This window comes from Limnohabitans sp. (assembly GCF_040401135.1).
GTDB lineage: Bacteria > Pseudomonadota > Gammaproteobacteria > Burkholderiales > Burkholderiaceae_C > Limnohabitans.
On record NZ_JBBAOV010000030.1, the window covers coordinates 1 to 21832 of the forward strand.

A 21832-nucleotide genomic window follows, 5' to 3' on the forward strand; every position below is an offset into this window, starting at 1 on the left:
ACTCCCACTCAATCGTCGCAGGCGGTTTGCTAGAAACGTCATACGTCACGCGATTGATACCCCGCACCTCATTGATGATGCGACCCGACACTTTCTTCAGCAGCGCATAAGGCAACTCGGCCCAGTCAGCGGTCATGAAGTCGCTGGTTTGCACAGCGCGCAAGGCCACCACGTAGTCGTAGGTGCGGCCATCGCCCATCACGCCCACGCTCTTGACGGGCAAGAACACGGTAAAGGCTTGGCTGGTCAAGGCGTACCAAGATTTGCCAGTGGCTTCGTCTTTGAAGTTGTGCAGTTCTTCAATAAAGATAGCGTCGGCGCGGCGCAGCAAGTCGGCGTATTCCTTTTTTACTTCGCCCAAAATGCGCACGCCCAAGCCTGGGCCTGGGAAAGGGTGGCGATACACCATGTCATGTGGCAGGCCCAAGGCCACGCCAAGTTCGCGTACTTCGTCTTTGAACAATTCGCGCAATGGCTCCAACAGCTTTAAGCCCAACTGTGCAGGCAAACCGCCCACGTTGTGGTGGCTTTTGATGGTCACGGCCTTCTTGCTTTTTGCACCACCGCTCTCGATGACGTCTGGGTAAATCGTGCCTTGAGCCAAGAAGGTCGCGCCTTTGACGGCGGGTCCGCCGTCATTTCCGTTGACGCCACCGGCGGCCTTAAGTTTGGCCGCTTGCTCTTTGAACACGTCCACAAACAACCCACCGATGATTTTGCGTTTGGCCTCTGGCTCGCTCACGCCAGCCAACTTACCCAAGAACAAATCGCTGGCGTCCACGCGAATCACTTGTGCGTGCAACTTGCCCACAAACATGTCCATCACCATGTCGCCTTCGTTCAAGCGCAACAGGCCGTGGTCGACAAACACGCAGGTGAGTTTGTCGCCTATGGCGCGGTGAATCAAGGCGGCGGCCACCGATGAATCTACACCGCCTGAGAGGCCCAAGATGACTTCTTCGTCTCCCACTTGTTGGCGGATAGAGGCAACCGCTTCTTCGATGTAGTCGCCCATGATCCAGTCAGGGCGCGTACCGCAAATATCCAGCACAAAGCGATTCAACAAGGCTTGGCCTTGCACGGTGTGCGTGACTTCGGGGTGAAACTGCACCGCGTAAAACTTGCGTGCTTCATCGGCCATACCGGCGATGGGGCAAGCGGGCGTTGACGCCATGACCTTGAAGCCTTCGGGCATCTGGGTGACCTTGTCGCCGTGACTCATCCACACCTTCAGCATGCCGTGGCCCTCAGGCGTGTTGAAGTCTTCAATGCCTTTGAGCAATTCGGTGTGGCCGTGCGCTCGCACTTCGGCGTAGCCAAACTCACGCGTGTTGCCCGCCTCCACCTTGCCGCCCAATTGAGAGGCCATGGTTTGCATGCCGTAGCAAATGCCCAACACTGGAATACCCAACTCAAACACGGCGTCGGGGGCGCGGTCGTCCACCTCATACACGCTAGCGTGGCTGCCTGACAGGATGATGCCTTTCAGGTTGCCGTCTTTGGCGTACTCGCGCACCCAGTCGCTGGTGACGTCGCAAGGATGAACTTCACAAAACACATGGGCCTCGCGCACGCGGCGGGCGATGAGTTGGGTGACTTGAGAGCCGAAATCGAGGATGAGGATTTTTTGGTGCGACATAAATAAAAAATGGCCTTGAAGTGGCCTAGATGTGTATTGTCTCAAAAAACAAAGCCACCCCGAAGGGTGGCTTGCTACCAGCGACTTGTGCTGAGTCAGCGACTATTCAGCATTTATTCAGCGCGATAGTTGGGCGCTTCTTTGGTGATCTGCACGTCATGCACATGGCTCTCACGAATACCGGCAGCCGTGATTTCCACAAACTGCGACTCTTCGTGCATGGCCTCGATGGTGGCGCAACCGCAATAGCCCATGCTGGCCCGCAAGCCGCCCGCCATTTGATAAATGATGGACACAACCGAGCCTTTGTAAGGCACACGGCCTTCAATGCCTTCGGGCACCAGTTTGTCTGCGTTGGGGTTGCCGGTGCTGGACTCTTGAAAGTAACGGTCCGCACTGCCCTGTTGCATCGCGCCAATCGAGCCCATGCCACGGTAGCTTTTATAGCTACGGCCTTGGAACAACACGATTTCGCCAGGTGCTTCTTCGGTACCAGCAAACATGCCGCCCATCATCACCGTGCCCGCGCCTGCGGCAATGGCTTTGGCGATGTCGCCGCTGTAACGAATGCCGCCATCCGCAATGAGGGGCACGCCTGTACCTTTAAGGGCCATGGCCACGCTGTCGACCGCCATAATTTGCGGCACGCCCACACCCGCAACGATGCGGGTGGTGCAAATAGAACCTGGGCCAATGCCTACTTTGACCGCGTCAGCACCCGCTTCTACCAGCGCTAAGGCCGCTGCGCCCGTGGCGATGTTGCCGCCAATCACTTCGATGTGCGGGTAGTGTTGCTTGACCCAACGCACGCGCTCAATCACGCCTTTGCTGTGCCCGTGCGCAGTGTCCACCACGATGGCGTCAACGCCTGCGCGGACCAAGGCCTCCACGCGTTCTTCTGTGCCCTCGCCCACACCCACGGCAGCGCCGACGCGCAGCTTACCCGCGCCGTCACGCGCAGCGTTGGGAAAGTTGAGTTGTTTGGTGATGTCTTTGACCGTGATCAAACCTTTGAGCTCAAACGCATCGTTGATGACCAACAGTCGCTCAAGCTTGTGTTTGTTGAGCAAGTGTTTGGCTTGCTCAGGTGTCGTGCCTTCGGGCACGGTGATGAGGCGCTCGCGCGGCGTCATGATCTCGCTCACCTTTTGGTCGTAGCGGGTCTCGAACCGCAAATCACGGCCCGTGACGATGCCCACCACTTGGCTGCCATCACACACAGGAAAGCCCGACACACCGAGCTCATCCGACAGGGCCATGACTTGGCGCACCGTGGTGTCGGGGGTTATGACGACCGGGTCGCGCAACACACCCGATTCGTAGCGCTTGACCTTGGCCACTTGGGCCGCTTGCTCTTGCGCGGTGAGGTTTTTGTGCACGATACCAATGCCGCCTTCTTGTGCAATGGCGATGGCTAAACGGGCTTCGGTCACGGTGTCCATGGCAGCAGAGACCAGGGGCAAGTTCAGGCGGATGTTGCGGGTGAATTGGGTCGCAAGCGACGTGTCCTTGGGCAGGACTTGGGAGAAGGCGGGCACCAACAACACGTCGTCGAAGGTGAGGGCTTTGCCGAGCAGGCGCATGGTGATGGCTCCAAAAACAGCATTGTACGTATCGGGTAAACACGGCTTGTATACAGCGACTCAGCCACTGTATTCCTTAATGCATGGATGGCATTGGCGCTTCCACGACAATGCCATTCATAAATTTGCGAAATCTGCACTAAGGAAACTCGTTTGACATCGCTCCACACAAAAAAACTGTCCGCCCTTCTGCTTTGCATCTTTGCCACTTTGGGTAATTTGGCCTGTGCCAACACAACAAAAATGAGTTTGCCCGATTTAGAAGCCATGATGTTCAACCAAAGCCCTGCTTTGCGCGGCGCGGCCAATGCGGTGGATGCCGCGCGCGCAGCGGTGGATACGGCACGTACCATCCCTAACCCGCAAATTGAGGTGATGAATGGCAATCGGACCCCGCGCCCCGGTAACACCACCCCAACAGGAAATCTAAAAACCGTCAGCATTACCCAAGACCTAGACATGCCTTGGCACCGCTTGCCTCGCGTGGACGGTGCCCTAGCTGGATTGAATGCGGCCCAAGCCAATGAGCAATCGTTCAAAGCCGACATGCGCGCCCAACTGCGTTTGCGTTATTACGATTTGGTTCGCCGCACCGCCGAAAACCGAGTGGCCGCAGAAGATGTGAAGCTGATGAACGGCATACACAAGCGCATTGAGCTGCAAGTCGCGACCGGAGAGAAAGCGCGCTTTGAGCTGGTCAAGGCCAACGCTGAGCTGTTGAATGCACAAAAAATGCAAGAGTCTGCCACTCTGCGCGTTCGCCAATCCAGCGGCGCCCTTCGCGCTTTGGTCGGTGTGCAACTGCCAGAAACATTTGAAATTCAAGAAAAAACCCACACCTTTGCGCCGCCTGCTCCCCTAGCTGCCGTGCGTGACGAAGTGCGCAGAACTAACCCCGAACTGCAACGCACCCGAGCCGAGCGTCAACAACTTGACCGCAAACTGAGCGAAGAAAAAGCCCTGCGTTTACCCAAATTTGCTTTGCGTGCTGACCAAGACTCAGACCCCGAGTGGCGAAACAAACGCATGGGTGTCGCTATGAACGTGCCGCTGTGGGACTGGCGTGGAGGCCCGATCGGTGAAGCAGCAGCTAGGCTGTCGCAGTCAGACAACCAGCTGGCTTACCAAGAGTTTTCTTTGTTGCAGTCCCTTGAAGCGGCCTACCAGCAATATGACATTGCCAATGCACAAATGGTGGCGCTTGAGGGCGGCATCGTTCGTAATGCAGCCAATGCGTTGCGCATTGCCGAGCTGGCCTACAAAGCCGGCGAGAAAAACTTTTTAGAAGTGATAGACGCACAACGCGTTTATCGCGCCGCTCGTAACGAACTCATTACTGCACAGTTTGAATTGGCCAGCGCTTGGGCCGAGATTGAACGCTTGCGGGCCAACACACCTTGAGACCAACACAGATGCAAAAACGCTTTTTCAAAATTCACACCCTAGCTGTGGTTTTGCTCGGCAGCGCCTTGGCCCTTTCTGCCTGCAAAAAAGCGACGGTGAAAGAGGTCAACAGCAATTCATACGATGTCATGCGTGTTTTGGCTCCTGAAAGCTTGCAAGAGCAAATCAAAGTATCGGACGTAATTGGCCAAGAAATGTCTGACACCCTGCGTGCCGCAGGACAAATTGACTTTAACGAACAAGCCCTCACCCGAATCGGCGCCAGTGTGACGGGGCGTGTGACGCAAATTCAAGCCTCGCTTGGTCAAGTGGTCAACAAGGGTGACACCTTGGCTCTGATCAACAGCAGCGAGTTATCGGGTTCTCAGTTGGCGTACCTCAAAGCGCGCTCTGAAAGAGAATTGCACCGCCGTAACTTGGGCCGCGCTCAGACGCTGTTTGATGCCGATGTGATCAGTGCAGCAGAGTTACAACGTCGTGAGAATGAATATGAAATTGCCTCTGCAGAAACCCGCGCAGCCCAAGACCAGCTTCGGGTGCTGGGCGTCAGCGCCCAGTCCATTGAACGCTTAGCAAACACAGGCGCCATTGATTCAGTGGCCAGCGTGGTTGCCACCATCAAAGGGGTGGTGGTGGAGCGCAAGATTGCTGCTGGCCAAGTGGTGCAGCCTTCAGACGTGCTGTTTGCTGTGGCAGACCTTAGCCGCGTGTGGGCTGTAGCCCAAGTGCCAGAGCAGCAAGTGGGCCAAGTCAAAGTGGGCCAATCAGTGACCATTGAAGTCCCGGCACTGGGCAACGAAAAGCTCCAAGGAAAACTAATTTATGTGGGCCAAACCGTCAACCCAGAAACTCGCACCGTGCTGGTTCGCACCGAACTAGACAACAAAGGCGGACGCCTCAAACCCTCGATGCTGGCCTCCATGCTGATTGAATCAGCACCCGTCAAGCGCTTGGTCGTGCCGATCACTGCGGTGGTGCGCCAAGACGATGCCGACTATGTGTTTGTGCAAGAGCCTGAAAATTACTTCAGGCTCACGCCCGTCAAGTTAGCCGCCGAGCAAAATGGCCAGCGCGTGGTCCTAGAGGGTCTCAAGCCAGGCACGCGCATCGTGTCTGATGGCGCGTTTCACCTCAACAACCACCGCAATTTAGCGGAGATGGAAAGCGGGAGCTAAGCCATGTTGGAATCTCTCGTTCGAGGTGCGCTTAAGCAGCGTTTGGTGGTGTGCGTCATTGCCGTGATACTGCTGTTTTTTGGTTTGCACGCCGCCACCAAACTGTCAGTAGACGCGTTTCCCGACGTCACCAATGTGCAGGTGCAAATTGCCACCGAAGCCCCTGGTCGCTCTCCCGAAGAGGTGGAGCGCTTTGCCACCGTACCCATCGAAGTTGCCATGACTGGCCTACCCGGCTTGACCGAACTGCGCTCACTCAACAAGCCTGGTCTGTCGCTGATCACGCTCGTCTTTACCGACAACACCAGCGTTTACTTTGCCCGCCAATTGGTGATGGAACGCTTAGTTGAAGTGGGTCAACGCCTGCCCCCAGGCATCACACCGGTGTTAGGGCCTGTGTCGTCGGGATTGGGCGAGGTTTATCAGTACACGCTAGAACACGCTAGCGACGGCAACCGTGAACTGAGCGAAGAAGAACTGACACAGCGCCGTGTGGTGCAAGACTGGGTGCTGCGCCCTCTGCTTCGGTCTATTCCGGGCGTGGCCGAAATCAACTCGCAAGGTGGTTTTGTCAAGCAATACCACGTGCTGGTCAACCCCGAGCGTTTGCGCCATTACCGCATCAGCCTGAATGAGGTTTACGACGCCGTGTCGCGTAACAACGCCAACTCGGGCGGTGGTGTGCTGCCTCAAGCGTCTGAGCAATACCTAATTCGTGGCGTGGGCCTAATTCAAGGCGTCGGGGACCTTGGCCAAATTGTGCTGAAAGAAATCAATGGCACGCCGGTGTACATGCGTGATGTGGCCGAAATCAAACTCGGCCACGATGTGCGACAAGGCGCGGTTATTAAAAACGGCACCACCGAAGCCGTGGGCGGCATTGTGATGATGATGACGGGCGGCAATGCCAAAGAAGTAGTAAGCCGTATCAAAAAACGTGTGAAGGAAATCAACGACCGCGACATGCTGCCGGGCGATCTGAAAGTGGTGCCGTATTACGACCGCTCAGAGTTGGTCGATGCGGCGCTTTGGACAGTCACCAAGGTGTTGATTGAGGGCGTGGTGCTGGTGGTGATTGTGTTGTTTTTGTTCTTGGGCGATGTGCGGTCCTCGCTCATCGTGGTGGCCACTTTGGTGCTGACGCCGCTGCTCACCTTTATGGCCATGAACAAGCTGGGTATTTCTGCCAACCTCATGTCGCTGGGAGGCTTAGCCATTGCGATTGGTTTGATGGTGGACGGCTCGGTCGTGGTGGTAGAAAACGCCTACGCCCGCTTGGGCCGCGCTGCCGAATTGGGCGAAAGCAAGGTGCGTGGCATTTTGAATGCTGTGACCGAGGTGGCGACGCCGGTGATTTTTGGTGTGGGCATCATCATTTTGGTGTTCTTGCCCTTGATGACGTTGCAAGGTATGGAGGGCAAAATGTTTGCCCCTCTCGCCTACACCATTGCCATTGCGCTGGCCGTATCGCTGGTGCTGTCCATGACTTTGTCGCCTGTGCTGTCCTCGTATTTGCTTAAGCCGCCTGTGGGCGATGGTGACCACGACACCAAACTCATCCGAGTACTCAAGTCGCGCTACTTGCAGTTGCTGGGCTTAGCGATGGCCAACCAAAAACGCACGGTGTTGGCGTCTCTGGCCACCTTGGTATTGGCCGTGGCGATCTTGCCGTTTTTGGGCACCGCGTTCATTCCAGAGATGAAAGAAGGCTCGGTGGTCCCCGGCATCAACCGCGTGCCCAACATCTCGCTGAACGAATCCATCAAGATGGAAATGCAAGCCATGAAGCTCATCATGACGGTGCCTGGCGTGAAGTCGGCCATCTCTGGCTTGGGCCGAGGTGAATCGCCTGCTGACCCACAAAGTGTGAATGAGTCCACGCCCATCGTGAGCTTGAAGCCACGCAGCGAATGGCCCTCGGGCTGGGACCAAACCGACATCACCAACGCCATGAGTGAAAAACTCAAAGCCTTGCCCGGCGTGCAAATTGTGATGGCTCAGCCCATTTCTGACCGTGTAGACGAGATGGTGACGGGTGTGCGTTCAGACATTGCGGTAAAGGTGTTTGGCGACAATTTGGACGACCTCAAACATGTGGCCAACCAAATTGCCAAGGTGGCGCAAACCATCCAAGGCGCACAGGACTTGCGCGTAGAGCGAATCTCGGGCCAGCAGTATTTGCAAATTGACATCGACCGTCAAGCCATTGCACGGATGGGCTTAAACGTTTCGGACGTGAACAACATGATCGAAACCGCGATTGGCGGCAAAGTGGCATCCGAGGTATTTGAGGGTGAGCGCCGCTTCTCGGCTGTGGTGCGTTTGCCTGAGCGCTTTCGCAACAACATTGAAGCCATCTCCAACATCATCCTCAGCTCTGCCAACGGCGCTCAAGCCCGCTTGGACGATGTGGCGAGGATCCATGTCTTGGATGGACCCGCACAAATTTCACGCGAAATGGCCAAGCGCCGCATTGTGGTGGGCATCAACGTCAAAGACCGCGACTTGGGAAGCTTTGTGACCGAGCTGCAAGCCAAGGTGGACAACAAAATCAAACTGCCCGATGGCTACTACCTCGAGTGGGGTGGGCAGTTCCAAAACATGGAACGCGCTTTGGGCCACCTAAAAATCATCGTGCCCATCACGGTGGCGGCTATTTTCTTTTTGCTGTTCTTGTTGTTTAACTCTGTCAAGTTCGCCACCCTCATCATCACGGTGCTGCCGTTTGCATCCGTGGGCGGCGTTTTGGGCTTGTTCATCGCGGGAGAATATTTGTCGGTGCCTGCGTCCGTGGGCTTCATTGCGCTGTGGGGCATTGCGGTGCTTAACGGTGTGGTGCTGGTGTCCTACATCCGCAGCTTGCGCGAGGGCGGCATGTCAGTCAAAGACGCGGTGATGGAAGGCGCACGTCAACGTTTCCGCCCCGTGATGATGACGGCTACTGTGGCCATGCTGGGCCTGATTCCGTTCCTTATTTCAGACGGCCCAGGCTCTGAAGTGCAGCGCCCCTTGGCCATTGTGGTGATTGGTGGCCTGATCACCTGTACCTTGCTGACCTTGGTGGTGGTGCCTACGATTTATCATTGGTTCGACGAATCCGAACCCGAAGCTTAGGCGAAAGGAAAAAACCATGAAAGAAATCAAAGCCATCATTCGCCCTTCCAAGCTGCCCACCTTGCGAGAAAAGCTGCGCACCTTACCTGGTTTTCCCGGCATGACGGTCAGCAAAGCCGAGGGTTGCTCAGCCCCTAGCTTGCACAGCCCTGCCAACCTGAAAGAAGAGCTGACTGACTACACCCCCAAAGTCCGCATTGAAATCGTCTCACCTGACGAGTTGTGCGACAGCATCGTGGAATTAATTGTTCACACGGCACAGATCGGCCAAATTGGCGACGGCCTGGTGTGGGTGACCGACATCACGCGCGCGGTATTTTTGTATAAGTCGGTGGCGGGGCCTATTGAGAGGGCTTGATTTTTATGATCGCTTGGCCAGCGGTAAATTCAGCAACAAGTTTTGCGGCTTGAGCTTCAAGCGCTGATCGGCATCGACCGCCATCGCCAAATACACGGGCTTGCCGCGCACATCGGCCAACATGTCATTGGGCTCCACAAACTCAAGTTTGAACAGGCACAGCAAACGCTCCATGCGGTCGGCATCCACCTCTTTGCCTTGGTAGAGGTCGTTCAACACGCCACTCGCTTGGGCGTCTAGGCCTACATGCCACACCCAGTGGTCGTCGTTGATTTCACGCTCAGTTTGAATGCGCACCTGCACACCCAAGAAGTGTTGCACCCACTTGGCCATTACCTCGCACAGTGCATTCAAAGCAGGCTGACCACGGTTGAGACTCACCACCCAGTCAAAGCTCTCGCTACGGGGCCAATAGGCGTCTTGGTTGTCCTCATTCAGCACATCCAAGTCCACGCTGCGCAGTTTGATGCCGCCTTGCTTAAGCAGTTCACCAATCGAGCCAAAGCCGCTTTGTGTGGCGTGACGCTCGACTGTTTCATCATCAGCCGCCATGACCGAGCCGTCTTCAAGCACGGTGATTTTTTGGGTGTGCATCAGCATCTCAGCTGCGCGCGCTTGCATGGCTGTGGGTGCTTCGCCCAACACATGGCGTAGCAAGATGTGCGTGATGTGCTGCACCAACAGCGGCGGCACGTCCACGCCCTCGCCTTTGAACAAGGCAAGGTAGCTGGCCTCTAGCGTGGGCAGTGTGGTGATGCGCTGGCGAAAGCGCAGCCACACGGCATAGTTATCGACAGCGTCTTTGTCTGCCAGTTTTTCTAAATCTTGTGACGTCACTTCACGGCGCGGCTGCTCGACCAGGCTGTGGTGCAAAGCCACTTCAACGGCGCATGAGGTAGCGATGGGGGCCAACTCTGGGCGCTCTAAAAGAAAGCGCAAAAAGTCGTCTGTTACCACCAAATGGCCCGCGTCGTTGTGGGTCAACAGTGTGTAGCCGCAGGTGGGCCAAAAGTTTTGTGTCATAGGTTTAGAGTTAATAACCTGGCTTAGCGCCTTCGCGGCGCTTAGAGAACAAGCCTGCACGGCTAGAGCCTTGTTTTTGGAAACGCTCACGCCGTGCAACTTTTGGGTCGACGGTGAGAGCGCGGCAAATTTCGATACGGTCTAGGTCGCGCAGCACATGCTCGGGACTGGTCTTCTTGCCCCAAATGCAAACCATAAAAGCTTCGGGCTGGCTGAGGTCAACTTCGGGGCATTCGGCCAACAAGCCGCTTTGCTGCAAGGCTTGCATCACCGTGATGCCGGCATTCAGTGCCAACACACGCTCATGCACCACACGGGGAGCGGGTGAATACATCACGGTGATGCTGTTCATTCGATATATACCTGCTCTGCACGCTTGACAAAGGCATCCACTAAAGTGGCAGCAATTTTGTCGAACACAGGACCCACCAAGGCGCCAAACATGCTGTCAAACGCGTAGTTCAAAGTTAGCTCAATGCGGCAAGCGCGTTGCGGCTCTTGGGTGTTGGGATCGAGCAGAGGGTGAAAGTCCCAAGTGCCATCCAGGTGCTTGAACGGGCCATCCACCAGCTCTAGCTTGACTTGACGGCCTTCGATGTGGATATTGCGCGTAGTGAAGCTTTTGTGAAAGCCGCCAAAGGTCATGCCCACCTCAGCTGTCATGCCGTGGGCATGGCCTTCACGCACACCCGCGCGGTCGCACCAAGGCAAAAACTCGGGATAACGGGCGACATCGGTAACCAGTGCAAACATTTCTTCAGCGCTGAACCAGATCAAAACAGACTTGTGTACGGTTTTCATATAGAAGGTATCTATTTAACTATAAATACGTATTTACAATGCATTTATGATTTCTTAAAAATTAAATATAGAAGCTTGCAATTTAAACTCTATGACAAATTATGTGATGTGGCCCATTTTAGACAGGATGCAGGAATCCGGCTTTCAACATTTGGCCAGAATTCCCTTTTTAATCACTAGAGGGAGAGGCTACCACCTTGAGGCGAGCTGGTATCTGCGCGATCGGGCACTGCTTGCTTGGTCACCTGTCCACAACCTGTTGGCCCGGCCAACCCGCAACGGCTCATTGGGGCTATGCCGATCCTTCGGAGGGCGATGGTGATGATGATCAAAAACGCAAAGCCTTTGTCCAAACACTGCATCTCATCCGCAAGCGTTTAGAGATTTTTGTGAATTTGCCAATGACGAGCTTGAGTCGTCTCTCCATTGAAAAAACGGCCCGAGATTTGAGCAAGGACTGAAGAGCTAGATATGAATAACCAACAAGAAGTCACACCCATGAGTGTGTTTGAGCGTTACCTGACGGTCTGGGTTTTCCTGTGTATCGTGGCTGGCATCGCGTTAGGACAGTTTTTCCCAAGCGTGTTCCAAACCATTGGTAGTTTAAAAATTGCTCAAGTCAATTTGCCTGTTGGCTTGTTGATATGGGTCATGATCATCCCTATGCTGATCAAGGTTGACTTCGGTGCGTTGAGTGAAGTTCGCCAACACGTCAAAGGCATTGGCGTCACTTTGTTTGTGAACTGGCTCGTGAAGCCGTTTTCAATGGCTTTTCTCGGTTGGTTATTCATTCGTCATTGGTTTGCGCCCCTGTTGCCACCAGACCAACTTGACAGCCACATCGCAGGATTGATCTTGTTGGCTGCTGCACCATGCACAGCGATGGTTTTTGTATGGAGTCGTCTGACTGGCGGCGATCCATTGTTCACGCTGTCCCAAGTTGCGCTCAATGACAGCATCATGGTTGTGGCTTTTGCGCCGTTGGTGGCGTTCTTGCTCGTGCTGTCTGCGATCACTGTGCCTTGGGACACGTTGCTGACGTCTGTGGTGCTTTACATCATCATTCCGGTCATCTTGGCCCAGTGGCTCAGAAAGTCGTTACTAGCCAAGGGAACTCAGGCTTTCGACGACATGATGGCCAAGATTGGTCCGTGGTCAATTACGGCGCTGTTGGCAACACTGGTGTTGCTGTTCGCTTTCCAAGGCGAGGCGATTTTAAAGCAGCCTCTGGTGATTGGCCTCTTGGCTGTTCCAATCTTGATCCGAGTATTCTTCAACTCGGCGCTTGCTTATTGGCTCAACCGTGCAGTGGGAGAAAAGCACAACATTGCTTGCCCATCAGCACTGATTGGTGCATCCAATTTCTTTGAATTGGCAGTGGCAGCAGCCATTAGTTTGTTTGGTTTCAATTCAGGCGCCGCACTTGCAACGGTTGTGGGTGTACTGATTGAAGTGCCCGTGATGTTGTTGGTGGTGTACACCGTCAACAACTCTAAGTCTTGGTACGAAAAAACTTAATCGACAGAAATCAATGATGACAAATCACATCAAGACTGATGGTGCATTACCTTCACCAAATATTGCAGGTGAATGCTTTGAGATGCCGAATCAATCTGCGCTAAGTGTTCAGTCACCTTCTACGCATGCACCAAGAATCTTGATGTTGTACGGTTCCTTGCGGGAGCGTTCGTACAGCAAGCTCCTTACTTTAGAAGCCGCTAGGTTGCTCGAAGCAATGGGGGCCGAGGTTCGTGTGTTTGACCCTTTGGATTTGCCCCAGCCAGACGCTGCACCTGATACACACCCCAAGGTACAAGAGCTGCGTCAATTGGCGGATTGGTCCGAAGGAATGGTTTGGTGCTCGCCCGAGCGTCATGGTGCAATGACTGGCATCATGAAAAGTCAGATTGATTGGATTCCTTTATCCATTGGTGCGGTGCGCCCCACTCAAGGTAAAACGTTGGCAGTGATGGAGGTCAGCGGTGGCTCCCAGTCTTTCAATGCAGTGAACCAGATGCGAATATTGGGGCGCTGGATGCGGATGTTGACAATTCCCAACCAGAGCTCTGTTGCCAAAGCCTTCCTTGAGTTCGATGAGGCTGGACGCATGAAGCCATCAGCTTATTACGACAGGGTTGTTGATGTGATGGAAGAGCTGGTTAAGTTCACGCTTCTGACCCGTGACATCGCGCCGTACCTTGTCGACCGCTATAATGAGCTTAAAGAATCAGCTGAAGATCTCTCAAAAAGAGTCAATCAAAAATCCATTTAGCCGATGAACTGCCTTAACCAAGCGTGGACTTTGCATGAGCCTGAATTACGAGGCTGGGCAAAACACAGACTTGGAAACACAGAAGATGCTGAAGATCTTCTTCAAGATTTGTTCATTAAGGCATTGCGCCAAGGCGAACGATTTTGCTCTGTTCAAAATGCTCGTGCTTGGCTATTTGAAGTGGCTCGCAATACGCTGGCAGATCGCTTACGGGTTGAAAGACATACCGTTGAGTTGCCAAACGATCTGGTCATGGAGGTCGAAGAGCTTGCTGCAGTTGATTCACTTACAGCTTGTCTGCCAAGGGTTTTGTCTGAGCTAGACCTAGAAGACAGGGATGCAATTACTTTGTGTGATTTGCAAGGGATGTCCCAAGCTGAATATGGAAAAGCCAAAGGACTCTCATTGAGTGCGGCCAAGTCTAGAGTTCAGCGGGCGCGAACTCGCATGAAGCAACAAATGAGTGTTGCCTGCCAAGTCAAAACAGACCCCGCTGGTCATGTGCTTGATTTTGTTCCCCGTCGTTGAAATTTCCATCATGAATTTGCGTCGTTATCTTTTACTCTCTGTCTCTGGGTTCTGTTTTATTGTCAACACAGCTTTTGCCGTTGAAGTTGATTTCAAGCCAGTGACGAAAAACGTATATGCGTTCATTGGTGAAATTGAGGGGCGAACTTACGAGAATGAAGGGTTGAATGCCAATATAGGTTTGGTGGTGACACCTTCTGGCGCAGTCTTGATTGATAGCGGATCTTCATTCCAAACTGCTCGAAAAATACATGAAGCGGTAAAGCGAGTGACAAAGCAACCTGTGAAGTGGGTGATCAACACGGGGGATCAAGATCACCGATGGTTAGGCAACGGGTATTTCAAAGATCAAGACATTCAGACAATTGCTCATGCTGACGCACAGTCCGACATGAAAGCCCGCTCCTTAGAGCATATGAATGGCCTCAAAGTTCTAAAGGAGCGTCTAGATGGCACGGTCCCTACTTTGCCCAGTCGATTTTTGACCGCGAACCAAACACAACTTGAATTGGGTGGGATGATCTTTGACATCAGGCACCTCAAGGGTGGACATACACCTGGAGATTTATTGGTGTGGTTGCCCCAAGTCAATATCTTGTTCGCAGGGGATATTGTTTATGTTGACCGAGTCCTTGGTCTGCACCCTGTCAGCAACACCAAAGCGTGGTTGGATTCATTTGCCATGATTGATGCACTAAATCCCCAAGTCATTGTTCCCGGCCATGGGCAAGTGACCAATCTGAAAACAGCGCAAGCTCAAACCCGTGATTTACTCATTGCGCTACGTAGTCACATGAAAAAGGCAGTGGATGATGGCGTGGATATGAGCTCAGCCATCAAAAGTTTTGATGCCAAGCCGTTTGCAGGCCTCAAGCATTCCGAGGTTTGGATTCCACAGCTGGCGAACCAGACTTATCTTGAGATAGAGCGCGAATAGAAATATTTTTCAAAAAGGTGCATCTTTTGGAGGCTTGCCTCGTCTCCATAGGTATGAACACCTTAACAACTTCCCAAAAGTCTTGGCCTTTGCGTCAGCCTGCTGCATTTCTAGCCTTGGCTGGCATCATCTGGTTCGCTCTGTATCAGGCACTTTTGCCTACATCTGAGGCGTTGGTTTCAGCTTTGCCCGTAGACCGTACCAGTCATTTGGGCGGTGCAATCCAGTTCTTCCTTTACGACACACCTAAGGTGCTGATGCTCCTGACAGGGGTGGTGTTCGTGATGGGCATGATCAACAGCTACTTCACTCCTGAACGCACCCGCGCTCTCTTAGCTGGCCGCAGTGAAGGTGTCGCAAACGTTATGGCAGCGTCCTTGGGGATCGTCACTCCCTTCTGCTCCTGCTCTGCTGTGCCGTTGTTTATTGGATTTGTTCAAGCAGGTGTTCCGCTTGGAGTCACATTTTCATTCTTGATTTCCGCCCCGATGGTCAACGAGGTTGCACTGACTCTTCTCTTTGGCATGTTTGGTTGGAAAGTTGCCATGCTTTATTTAGGGCTCGGTTTGACGGTAGCCATCGTTGCGGGCTGGACGATTGGACGCATGAAAATGGAAAATTATTTGGAGGATTGGGTGCGTGATATACCCAAGACTTCCGCTGAATTCGAAGCCTCTGAAATGACCTTGGCTGATCGTGTGGATGGTGGTTTTGCTGCTGTTCATGAAATCGTAGGTCGTGTCTGGCCTTACATATTGGCTGGTATTGCAATTGGTGCCTTGATTCACGGCTATGTGCCAGAAGATTTCATGGCGAGTTTCATGGGCAAGGAGGCGTGGTGGTCTGTTCCGTTAGCTGTGTTGATGGGTGTTCCCATGTACACCAACGCAGCAGGCGTCATTCCAATCGTTCAAGCTCTCTTAAGCAAAGGTGCAGCTCTGGGTACGGTGCTGGCATTCATGATGAGTGTGATTGCTCTTTCTCTCCCTGAGATGATCATTCTTCGTAAGGTCTTAAAAATTCGCCTCATCGCTACTTTTGTAGGTGTTGTCGCCACAGGAATATTGATAGTCGGATTTGTTTTCAATGCGGTGCTTTAAGCACCAACACTGTTCGTTATATTTTTAAGGAGTCATTATGGACATCAAAGTACTTGGCACAGGCTGTGCAAACTGCAAAAACACCATCGCACTGATTGATCAAGTCGCGCAAGCCAAAGGTGTGTCGATCAAGCTTGAGAAGGTGGAAGAGTTGCGCGACATCATGAGCTATGGGGTGATGAGCACACCAGGAGTCGTGATTAATGGAAAAGTTGTTCATGCTGGCGGCATTCCAAGCCGTGACAAGATCGAACAATGGTTTGTGGCTAACGCCTAAAGAAAAAGAAGGGGTTTGTATGCTGCAAGAAGCTAAAGAAGTCTGCCCAACGTCTACTCGACGCATGATCGGTGAAGGTGCATTGCTGGTTGATGTGCGTGAGTCAAATGAAATCGATGCTCTCGCATTTGATGTCCCGGATGTTGTCAACATACCGTTGTTTGAGCTGGAGTCTCGTTGGCAGGAAATCCCAAAAGATCGGGAAGTGATTTTTGTTTGTCAAAGTGGCGCACGGAGTCTCAAAGCTACGTACTATCTTCAGTACCAAGGTTACACAAACGTCAGCAATATGGCGGGTGGGATTGAGAAGTGGGCCACTAAAGGTTTCCCTATCATTGGAGCCAGAGCAGTCGCCGCTTGCGCTACAGGGTGTTGCTCGACAGACTGTGCGCCAAACCCTACCGCAACTTCGGCGTGTTGCGGTTAATTAATTGATGAGTTGAGTTTGAGAACACGATGATTGAACACACCCACGACCACGCACCAAAAAGTTTTGGAAAGATTTTTGCCATCGGTATCTTCCTGAATTTTGGATTTGTACTTATTGAGGCGTGGGGTGGTTGGAGGTCGGACTCATTGGCACTCATCGCTGATGCGGGACATAACCTAAGCGATGTTGGGGGAATGCTGCTCGCTTGGGTTGCCTACGCAGTTTCCAAGCTGAAGCCCAACTCAACGCATACATTTGGGTGGCGTAAGGCGTCTGTGCTGGCTGGGTTTGCAAATGCTTTGATGCTGATATTTGGTATGGGGTCACTCGCTTGGGAGGCCGCGCATAGATTTCAGCATCCAGAAGCTGTTGACTCAGTGACAGTGATGTTGATCTCAGGCGTTGGGATCATGATCAACGGATTTACCGCATGGATGTTTTCTACAGGCAGTCAAAAAGACAGCAACATTCGTGGTGCATTTCTGCACATGGCTTCCGATGCATTGGTTTCAGCAGGTGTTCTCATTGCTGGTGGTTTGACCTTGTGGAAGGGTTGGCTCTGGATGGACCCATTGATCAGTTTGGCCATTGCTTTTTTGATCATCCTAAGCACATGGTCACTTTTGAAAAATTCACTTCATCAGTTGTTTGATGGCGTACCGCCAGATGTGAATCTTGATGAAGTGCGCTTGGCATTGTTGGCTTTGCCTAATGTACAAAGCATACATAGTCTTCATGTTTGGAGCATCAGTACGTCTGAGATTGCTTTGACTGCTCATCTTGTTTTGGATAGACAGGCAGGGACAAACGATGAGCTATTGAGCGCTGCTGAAAAAATGTTGCATGAAGGCTTTGAAATTACAAATGTCACGCTTCAGATTGAAAGTCAAACTTATATCCAGTCATACTCAGCCAGCAGTCCGACTGGTCGCACGAGCACGAGTTGTGAATCTTGAGCACTAAGGCAGGCCCATTGCCAATTTTGAGGCTCCTGTCAATTACGCAGTAAATTAATGTCTTCGCACGAGTCCGCAAGGACAAAATGCGCAGCGCGGGCTACTTATAACGACATAGACATCGCTTCAATTGTCGTAATATGTAAATAGATGCTTCTATTACCTAAAATACTATAGTCATGATAGTCATAGTAGACCCCCCCCCTGATATATGGATGCATAGAATGGGTCATATTGTAAGAAGCTCTACCGTCCCCACATCCGCTCAATGGCTACCAAAAAACCTGCAACTCAATCGCGCATCGCTGACAACAAAAAAGCCGCCTACAACTATTTTTTCGAAGAAAAGTTTGAGGCAGGCATGGTGCTGGAAGGCTGGGAGGTTAAATCTGCACGCGAAGGCAAGGTACAACTCACCGACGGCTATGTGGTGGTGCGCAATGGCGAGCTGTTTTTGATCGGCTGCCAAATCAACCCGCTGCACACAGCGTCCAGCCACGTCAACCCAGACAATGTACGCACCAAAAAATTACTGCTGAAAAAAGAGGAAATCAAACGTCTCATCAGCAAGGTCGAACAAAAAGGCCACACGCTGGTGCCCATCAACCTGCACTGGAAGAACGGCAAGATCAAATGCGACATCGCGCTGGCCAAAGGCAAGGCCGAGCACGACAAGCGCGACACCATCAAAGACCGCGAAGGCAAGCGCGAGGTGGAGCGGGCGATGAAGTCGCGCAGTCGCTAAAACTAAACGCGGATATCACTGACAGATAGGCCGAGTTATTTTTGCTTGCGTGGCGGCAAGCCCGTATGCTGAGTCAGCATGCGACCTTTAGCCACACCTGTGCTGTTTTTACGTCGCGCGCTGACGTACCCGCCATCAGTCAAAGGCTGGAATGTGGGAATTAAATGCTGCTTGCCATTGCCGATCAGGTCGGCACGACCCATGCCTTTCAAGGCCTCACGCAACAAAGGCCAGTTGTTCGCATCGTGATAGCGCAAAAAAGCTTTGTGCAAACGACGGCGACGCTCGCCGCGCACGATATCCACGCTCTCACTGGTGCGGGTCACGCGGCCCAAGGGGTTGCGGCCTGAGTGGTACATGGCCGTGGCCGTGGCCATGGGGCTGGGGTAGAAGGTTTGCACTTGGTCGGCGCGAAAGCCATTGCGCTTGAGCCACAGGGCCAAGTTCATCATGTCTTCATCGCTGGTGCCGGGGTGGGCGGCGATGAAATACGGCACGAGGAATTGTTTTTTACCCACTTCGGCGCTGTACTTATCAAACATCTGTTTGAACTTGTCGTAGCTACCTATGCCGGGCTTCATCATCTTGGAAAGCGGCCCGCCCTCGGTGTGTTCGGGCGCAATCTTGAGGTAGCCACCCACGTGGTGCTGCACCAGTTCTTTCACGTACTCGGGGGACTTGACGGCCAGGTCGTAACGCAGGCCAGAGCCAATGAGAATTTTCTTCACGCCCTTCAACTCACGAGCACGGCGGTACATGTGGATGAGCGAGCTGTGGTCGGTGTTGAGGTTTTGGCAAATGCCTGGGTACACGCAGCTGGGTTTGCGGCAGGCCGACTCGATCTCAGGGCTTTTACACCCGATGCGGTACATATTGGCCGTAGGGCCACCGAGGTCAGAAATAACGCCCGTGAAGCCCGGCACTTTGTCGCGAATGTCTTCAATCTCTCTAATGATAGAGTCTTCACTTCGGCTTTGGATGATGCGGCCTTCATGCTCGGTGATGGAGCAAAACGTGCAGCCACCAAAACAGCCGCGCATGATGTTGACGCTGAAGCGAATCATCTCCCACGCAGGGATTTTGGTCTCACCGTCGTGGCCGCCTTTGTGATCCGCGTAAGTCGGATGCGGGCTTCGGGCGTAGGGCAAGTCAAACACCAAATCCATCTCAGCGGTGGTCAGCGGGATGGGGGGTGGCGTGACCCACACATCGCGTGCGGTGTGGCCTTCGCCGTGGGCTTGTACCAAGGCGCGAGCATTGCCCGGGTTGGTCTCCAAGTGCAGCACACGGTTGGCATGCGCGTAGAGCACGGGGTCAGACTTGACTTGCTCGTACGCTGGCAAGCGAATGACGCTGCGCTCACGTGGCGGCACTTTGAGCTTGCCTTTGCCTTGCAATGTGGGCAAATTTGGATTGGGTACAAAGTTCAGCGGAGAGACGGTGAAGCCCCCCACTTGCGCGTTGGCTGCATCTGCAACCGCATTGGCTTCGTCTTCGCGTGCGCAGGTTTCACCTTGTGCTTTGGCTTGGTCGCTGACCATCAAATACGGGTTGACGTGTGCCTCTACCCTGCCCGCCACGTCAATGCTGGACGAGTCAATTTCAAACCAGCCTTCAGGCGTTTCGCGGCGCACAAAGGCCGTGCCGCGCACGTCGGTGATGTCTTGCACGGGTTCTTTGGCCGCTAAGCGATGGGCAATTTCTACAATGGCACGTTCGGCGTTGCCGTACAAGAGCAAATCGCATTTGCTGTCCACCACGATAGAGCGGCGCACTTTGTCTGACCAATAGTCGTAATGCGCAATGCGGCGCAGCGAGCCTTCAATGCCGCCCAACACAATAGGCACGTCGTTGTAGGCCTCTTTGCAGCGTTGGCTGTACACCAAAGCGGCGCGGTCGGGGCGCTTGCCACCAATGTCGCCGGCTGTGTAAGCGTCATCGCTGCGAATTTTGCGGTCCGCGGTGTAGCGGTTGATCATCGAATCCATGTTGCCGGCGGTTACGCCGAAAAACAGATTGGGTTTGCCCAAGGCCTTGAACGGGTCGGCACTTTGCCAATCAGGCTGCGCAATGATGCCCACGCGGAAACCTTGGTTCTCAAGCATGCGGCCAATCACGGCCATACCAAAGCTGGGGTGGTCGACATACGCATCACCTGTGACGATGATGATGTCGCAACTGTCCCAACCGAGTTGTGTCATTTCCTCGCGCGACATCGGCAAAAACGGAGCCGTGCCAAAACGGGCCGCCCAGTACTTGCGGTAACTGTTCAGCGGCTTAGCGTTGCGGGGGAAAAGGGAGACGTCGGCGTAGGCATTCATGAGGCAACAAGTGTAAGGGTTAGCCCCTTCCCTACGGGTTTCAGGGTCTATCGCCCTAACGTTTTAAGGCAGCGCCTGCACCGTGAGCTGTGCGCCCCACAGGTGCGACATCACAGATTGCGCCTGCGCCAAATTGCCTGAGGTAAAAAATTGCAATTGGCCTGATTGAGTTTGACTTGACAAACCACCACCCTCTGCCAAACGGCGCGCCAACTCACGCGCCACAGCCTCAGCGGGATCGAGCAAGGTCACACCAACGCCCGCTACACGTTGAATGGTGTCTCGCAAAAACGGGTAGTGCGTGCAGCCCAGCACCAAGGTGTCTGCGCCTTGTTCAATCAGCGGCGTGATGAACTGGCGCAGCAAAGCCTCGGTCTCGGCGCTGTGCAAATCAGCACGCTCCACCTGTTCAACAAGGCCCGGGCACCCTTGCAGCAAGATACGTTTGTCTGAGCCATACAACGCCACCAACCGAGCCACGGATGCACTTTGCACGGTTTGGCGCGTAGCCAACACAGCCACCACGCCGCTGTGGGTAAGTGCCATAGCCGGCTTGATCGCAGGCTCAATCGCCACCACTGGCAAATGGGTTTGATCGCGCAAGGTTTTAGCGGCCACCACCGTTGCTGTGTTGCAGGCGATGGTGATAGCTTTGACGCCGCGCCCGGCTAGCCAGTGACCCACGGTGAGGGTGCGTTGGGTGATGTGCTCTTCGGATTGGTCGCCATACGGCGCGTGCCCAGAGTCAGCCACATAAACCAAATGCTCATGCGGCAAAGCGGCGTGAATGGCACGCAAGACGGACAGGCCGCCCACGCCTGAATCAAAAACACCAATGGCGCCTTGAAACGGGTTTGTTGGCAATGTGGATTCGATGGGTTGGGACATAGTCCGAAGGTGCAGAAATTGCAGTTAGGCAAGTCAATAAGCCCCACATTCTCGCGCACAGACGATTAGAGAGTTATTGCACCGAATGCCGTGGTGTGAGGAATATAAAAAATTTCCCTGTAACCACCTTTAATAAAACATGAAACTAAGTTACATTTACAGCCATGTTGGAACGTATCAAATCGACCCTATCGTCTTTAGCCCCTGCCGAACAGCGCGTGGGCAAACTTCTTCTCACTGACCCACGCACCTTCTCGACACTGCCCGTCACCGAACTGGCT

At 53.5% G+C, this 21832-nt stretch carries 20 protein-coding genes; 13 read left to right on the forward strand and 7 right to left on the reverse strand.

What is annotated here, in order from left to right:
* Nucleotides 1-1639, reverse strand: a 1639-nt coding sequence (gene guaA, locus ABWP81_RS08895) for a glutamine-hydrolyzing GMP synthase (RefSeq protein WP_353141183.1), incomplete at its 3' end; no start/stop codon positions are given.
* Nucleotides 1640-1752: 113 nt separating this feature from the next.
* Nucleotides 1753-3222 carry an IMP dehydrogenase gene (gene guaB, locus ABWP81_RS08900; protein ID WP_353141185.1) on the reverse strand — a complete coding sequence of 490 codons (1470 nt, stop codon included), beginning with the start codon at nucleotides 3220-3222 and terminating at the stop codon, nucleotides 1753-1755.
* Nucleotides 3223-3465: 243 nt separating this feature from the next.
* Between guaB and ABWP81_RS08905 the strand changes: the two genes are divergently transcribed.
* From ABWP81_RS08905 to ABWP81_RS08920, 4 genes are read left to right on the forward strand one after another with little or no spacing between them, the layout of a single operon-like run.
* Nucleotides 3466-4623, forward strand: a complete 1158-nt coding sequence (locus ABWP81_RS08905) for a TolC family protein (protein WP_353141187.1) — start codon at nucleotides 3466-3468, stop codon at nucleotides 4621-4623.
* Between the two features lie 11 nt (nucleotides 4624-4634).
* Nucleotides 4635-5801 (forward strand): efflux RND transporter periplasmic adaptor subunit, encoded by a 1167-nt coding sequence (locus ABWP81_RS08910; protein ID WP_353141189.1) that lies wholly within the window; start codon nucleotides 4635-4637, stop codon nucleotides 5799-5801.
* Nucleotides 5802-5804: 3 nt separating this feature from the next.
* The gene (locus tag ABWP81_RS08915) at nucleotides 5805-8915 is read left to right on the forward strand and encodes an efflux RND transporter permease subunit (protein ID WP_353141191.1); all 3111 of its coding nucleotides are present in this window, start codon (nucleotides 5805-5807) and stop codon (nucleotides 8913-8915) included.
* A gap of 16 nt (nucleotides 8916-8931) precedes the next feature.
* On the forward strand, nucleotides 8932-9273 hold the full coding sequence (locus ABWP81_RS08920; RefSeq protein WP_353136116.1) for a P-II family nitrogen regulator: 342 nt from the start codon (nucleotides 8932-8934) through the stop codon (nucleotides 9271-9273).
* 3 nt (nucleotides 9274-9276) lie between these two features.
* Here ABWP81_RS08920 and ABWP81_RS08925 read toward each other — a convergent pair whose 3' ends face one another.
* From ABWP81_RS08925 to ABWP81_RS08935, 3 genes are read right to left on the reverse strand one after another with little or no spacing between them, the layout of a single operon-like run.
* The gene (locus tag ABWP81_RS08925) at nucleotides 9277-10296 is read right to left on the reverse strand and encodes a DUF6352 family protein (RefSeq protein WP_353136119.1); all 1020 of its coding nucleotides are present in this window, start codon (nucleotides 10294-10296) and stop codon (nucleotides 9277-9279) included.
* A gap of 10 nt (nucleotides 10297-10306) precedes the next feature.
* Nucleotides 10307-10648 carry an RnfH family protein gene (locus ABWP81_RS08930; protein WP_353141193.1) on the reverse strand — a complete coding sequence of 114 codons (342 nt, stop codon included), beginning with the start codon at nucleotides 10646-10648 and terminating at the stop codon, nucleotides 10307-10309.
* The gene (locus ABWP81_RS08935; RefSeq protein WP_353136125.1) at nucleotides 10645-11097 is read right to left on the reverse strand and encodes a type II toxin-antitoxin system RatA family toxin; all 453 of its coding nucleotides are present in this window, start codon (nucleotides 11095-11097) and stop codon (nucleotides 10645-10647) included. Before ABWP81_RS08935 ends, ABWP81_RS08930 begins: the two co-directional genes overlap by 4 nt.
* A gap of 471 nt (nucleotides 11098-11568) precedes the next feature.
* Here ABWP81_RS08935 and arsB point away from each other — a divergent pair, with 471 nt between their 5' ends.
* The 9 genes from arsB to smpB all read left to right on the forward strand — a co-directional run bounded on the left by arsB (nucleotide 11569) and on the right by smpB (nucleotide 18342).
* A complete protein-coding gene (gene arsB, locus ABWP81_RS08940; RefSeq protein ID WP_353141195.1) occupies nucleotides 11569-12615 on the forward strand; it encodes an ACR3 family arsenite efflux transporter in 1047 nt (348 codons plus the stop codon).
* 16 nt (nucleotides 12616-12631) lie between these two features.
* The gene (arsH, locus tag ABWP81_RS08945; RefSeq protein ID WP_353141196.1) at nucleotides 12632-13369 is read left to right on the forward strand and encodes an arsenical resistance protein ArsH; all 738 of its coding nucleotides are present in this window, start codon (nucleotides 12632-12634) and stop codon (nucleotides 13367-13369) included.
* Between the two features lie 3 nt (nucleotides 13370-13372).
* Entirely contained in the window at nucleotides 13373-13897 is a 525-nt protein-coding gene (locus ABWP81_RS08950) for a sigma-70 family RNA polymerase sigma factor (protein WP_353141198.1), read from the forward strand.
* A 10-nt stretch (nucleotides 13898-13907) separates the two neighbouring features.
* Nucleotides 13908-14834, forward strand: coding sequence for an MBL fold metallo-hydrolase (locus tag ABWP81_RS08955; RefSeq protein WP_353141200.1), 927 nt, complete (start codon nucleotides 13908-13910; stop codon nucleotides 14832-14834).
* A 53-nt stretch (nucleotides 14835-14887) separates the two neighbouring features.
* A complete protein-coding gene (locus ABWP81_RS08960; protein WP_353141202.1) occupies nucleotides 14888-15934 on the forward strand; it encodes a permease in 1047 nt (348 codons plus the stop codon).
* Between the two features lie 37 nt (nucleotides 15935-15971).
* Nucleotides 15972-16211, forward strand: a complete 240-nt coding sequence (locus ABWP81_RS08965) for a thioredoxin family protein (RefSeq protein ID WP_353141204.1) — start codon at nucleotides 15972-15974, stop codon at nucleotides 16209-16211.
* Complete coding sequence (locus ABWP81_RS08970; protein ID WP_353141206.1) at nucleotides 16138-16638, forward strand: rhodanese-like domain-containing protein; 501 nt, start codon at nucleotides 16138-16140, stop codon at nucleotides 16636-16638. Before ABWP81_RS08965 ends, ABWP81_RS08970 begins: the two co-directional genes overlap by 74 nt.
* A 29-nt stretch (nucleotides 16639-16667) precedes the next feature.
* A complete protein-coding gene (locus ABWP81_RS08975; RefSeq protein WP_353141208.1) occupies nucleotides 16668-17597 on the forward strand; it encodes a cation diffusion facilitator family transporter in 930 nt (309 codons plus the stop codon).
* A gap of 268 nt (nucleotides 17598-17865) precedes the next feature.
* Nucleotides 17866-18342: an SsrA-binding protein SmpB gene (gene smpB, locus ABWP81_RS08980; protein WP_353136128.1), complete on the forward strand. Its 477-nt coding sequence runs from the start codon at nucleotides 17866-17868 to the stop codon at nucleotides 18340-18342.
* Between the two features lie 35 nt (nucleotides 18343-18377).
* Here the strand turns inward: smpB and ABWP81_RS08985 are convergent, their stop codons facing one another.
* Both ABWP81_RS08985 and murI read right to left on the reverse strand, forming a co-directional pair.
* Nucleotides 18378-20663, reverse strand: coding sequence for a YgiQ family radical SAM protein (locus ABWP81_RS08985; protein WP_353141210.1), 2286 nt, complete (start codon nucleotides 20661-20663; stop codon nucleotides 18378-18380).
* A 63-nt stretch (nucleotides 20664-20726) separates the two neighbouring features.
* Nucleotides 20727-21551, reverse strand: a complete 825-nt coding sequence (gene murI / locus ABWP81_RS08990) for a glutamate racemase (protein WP_353141212.1) — start codon at nucleotides 21549-21551, stop codon at nucleotides 20727-20729.
* Nucleotides 21552-21832: the final 281 nt, after the last annotated feature.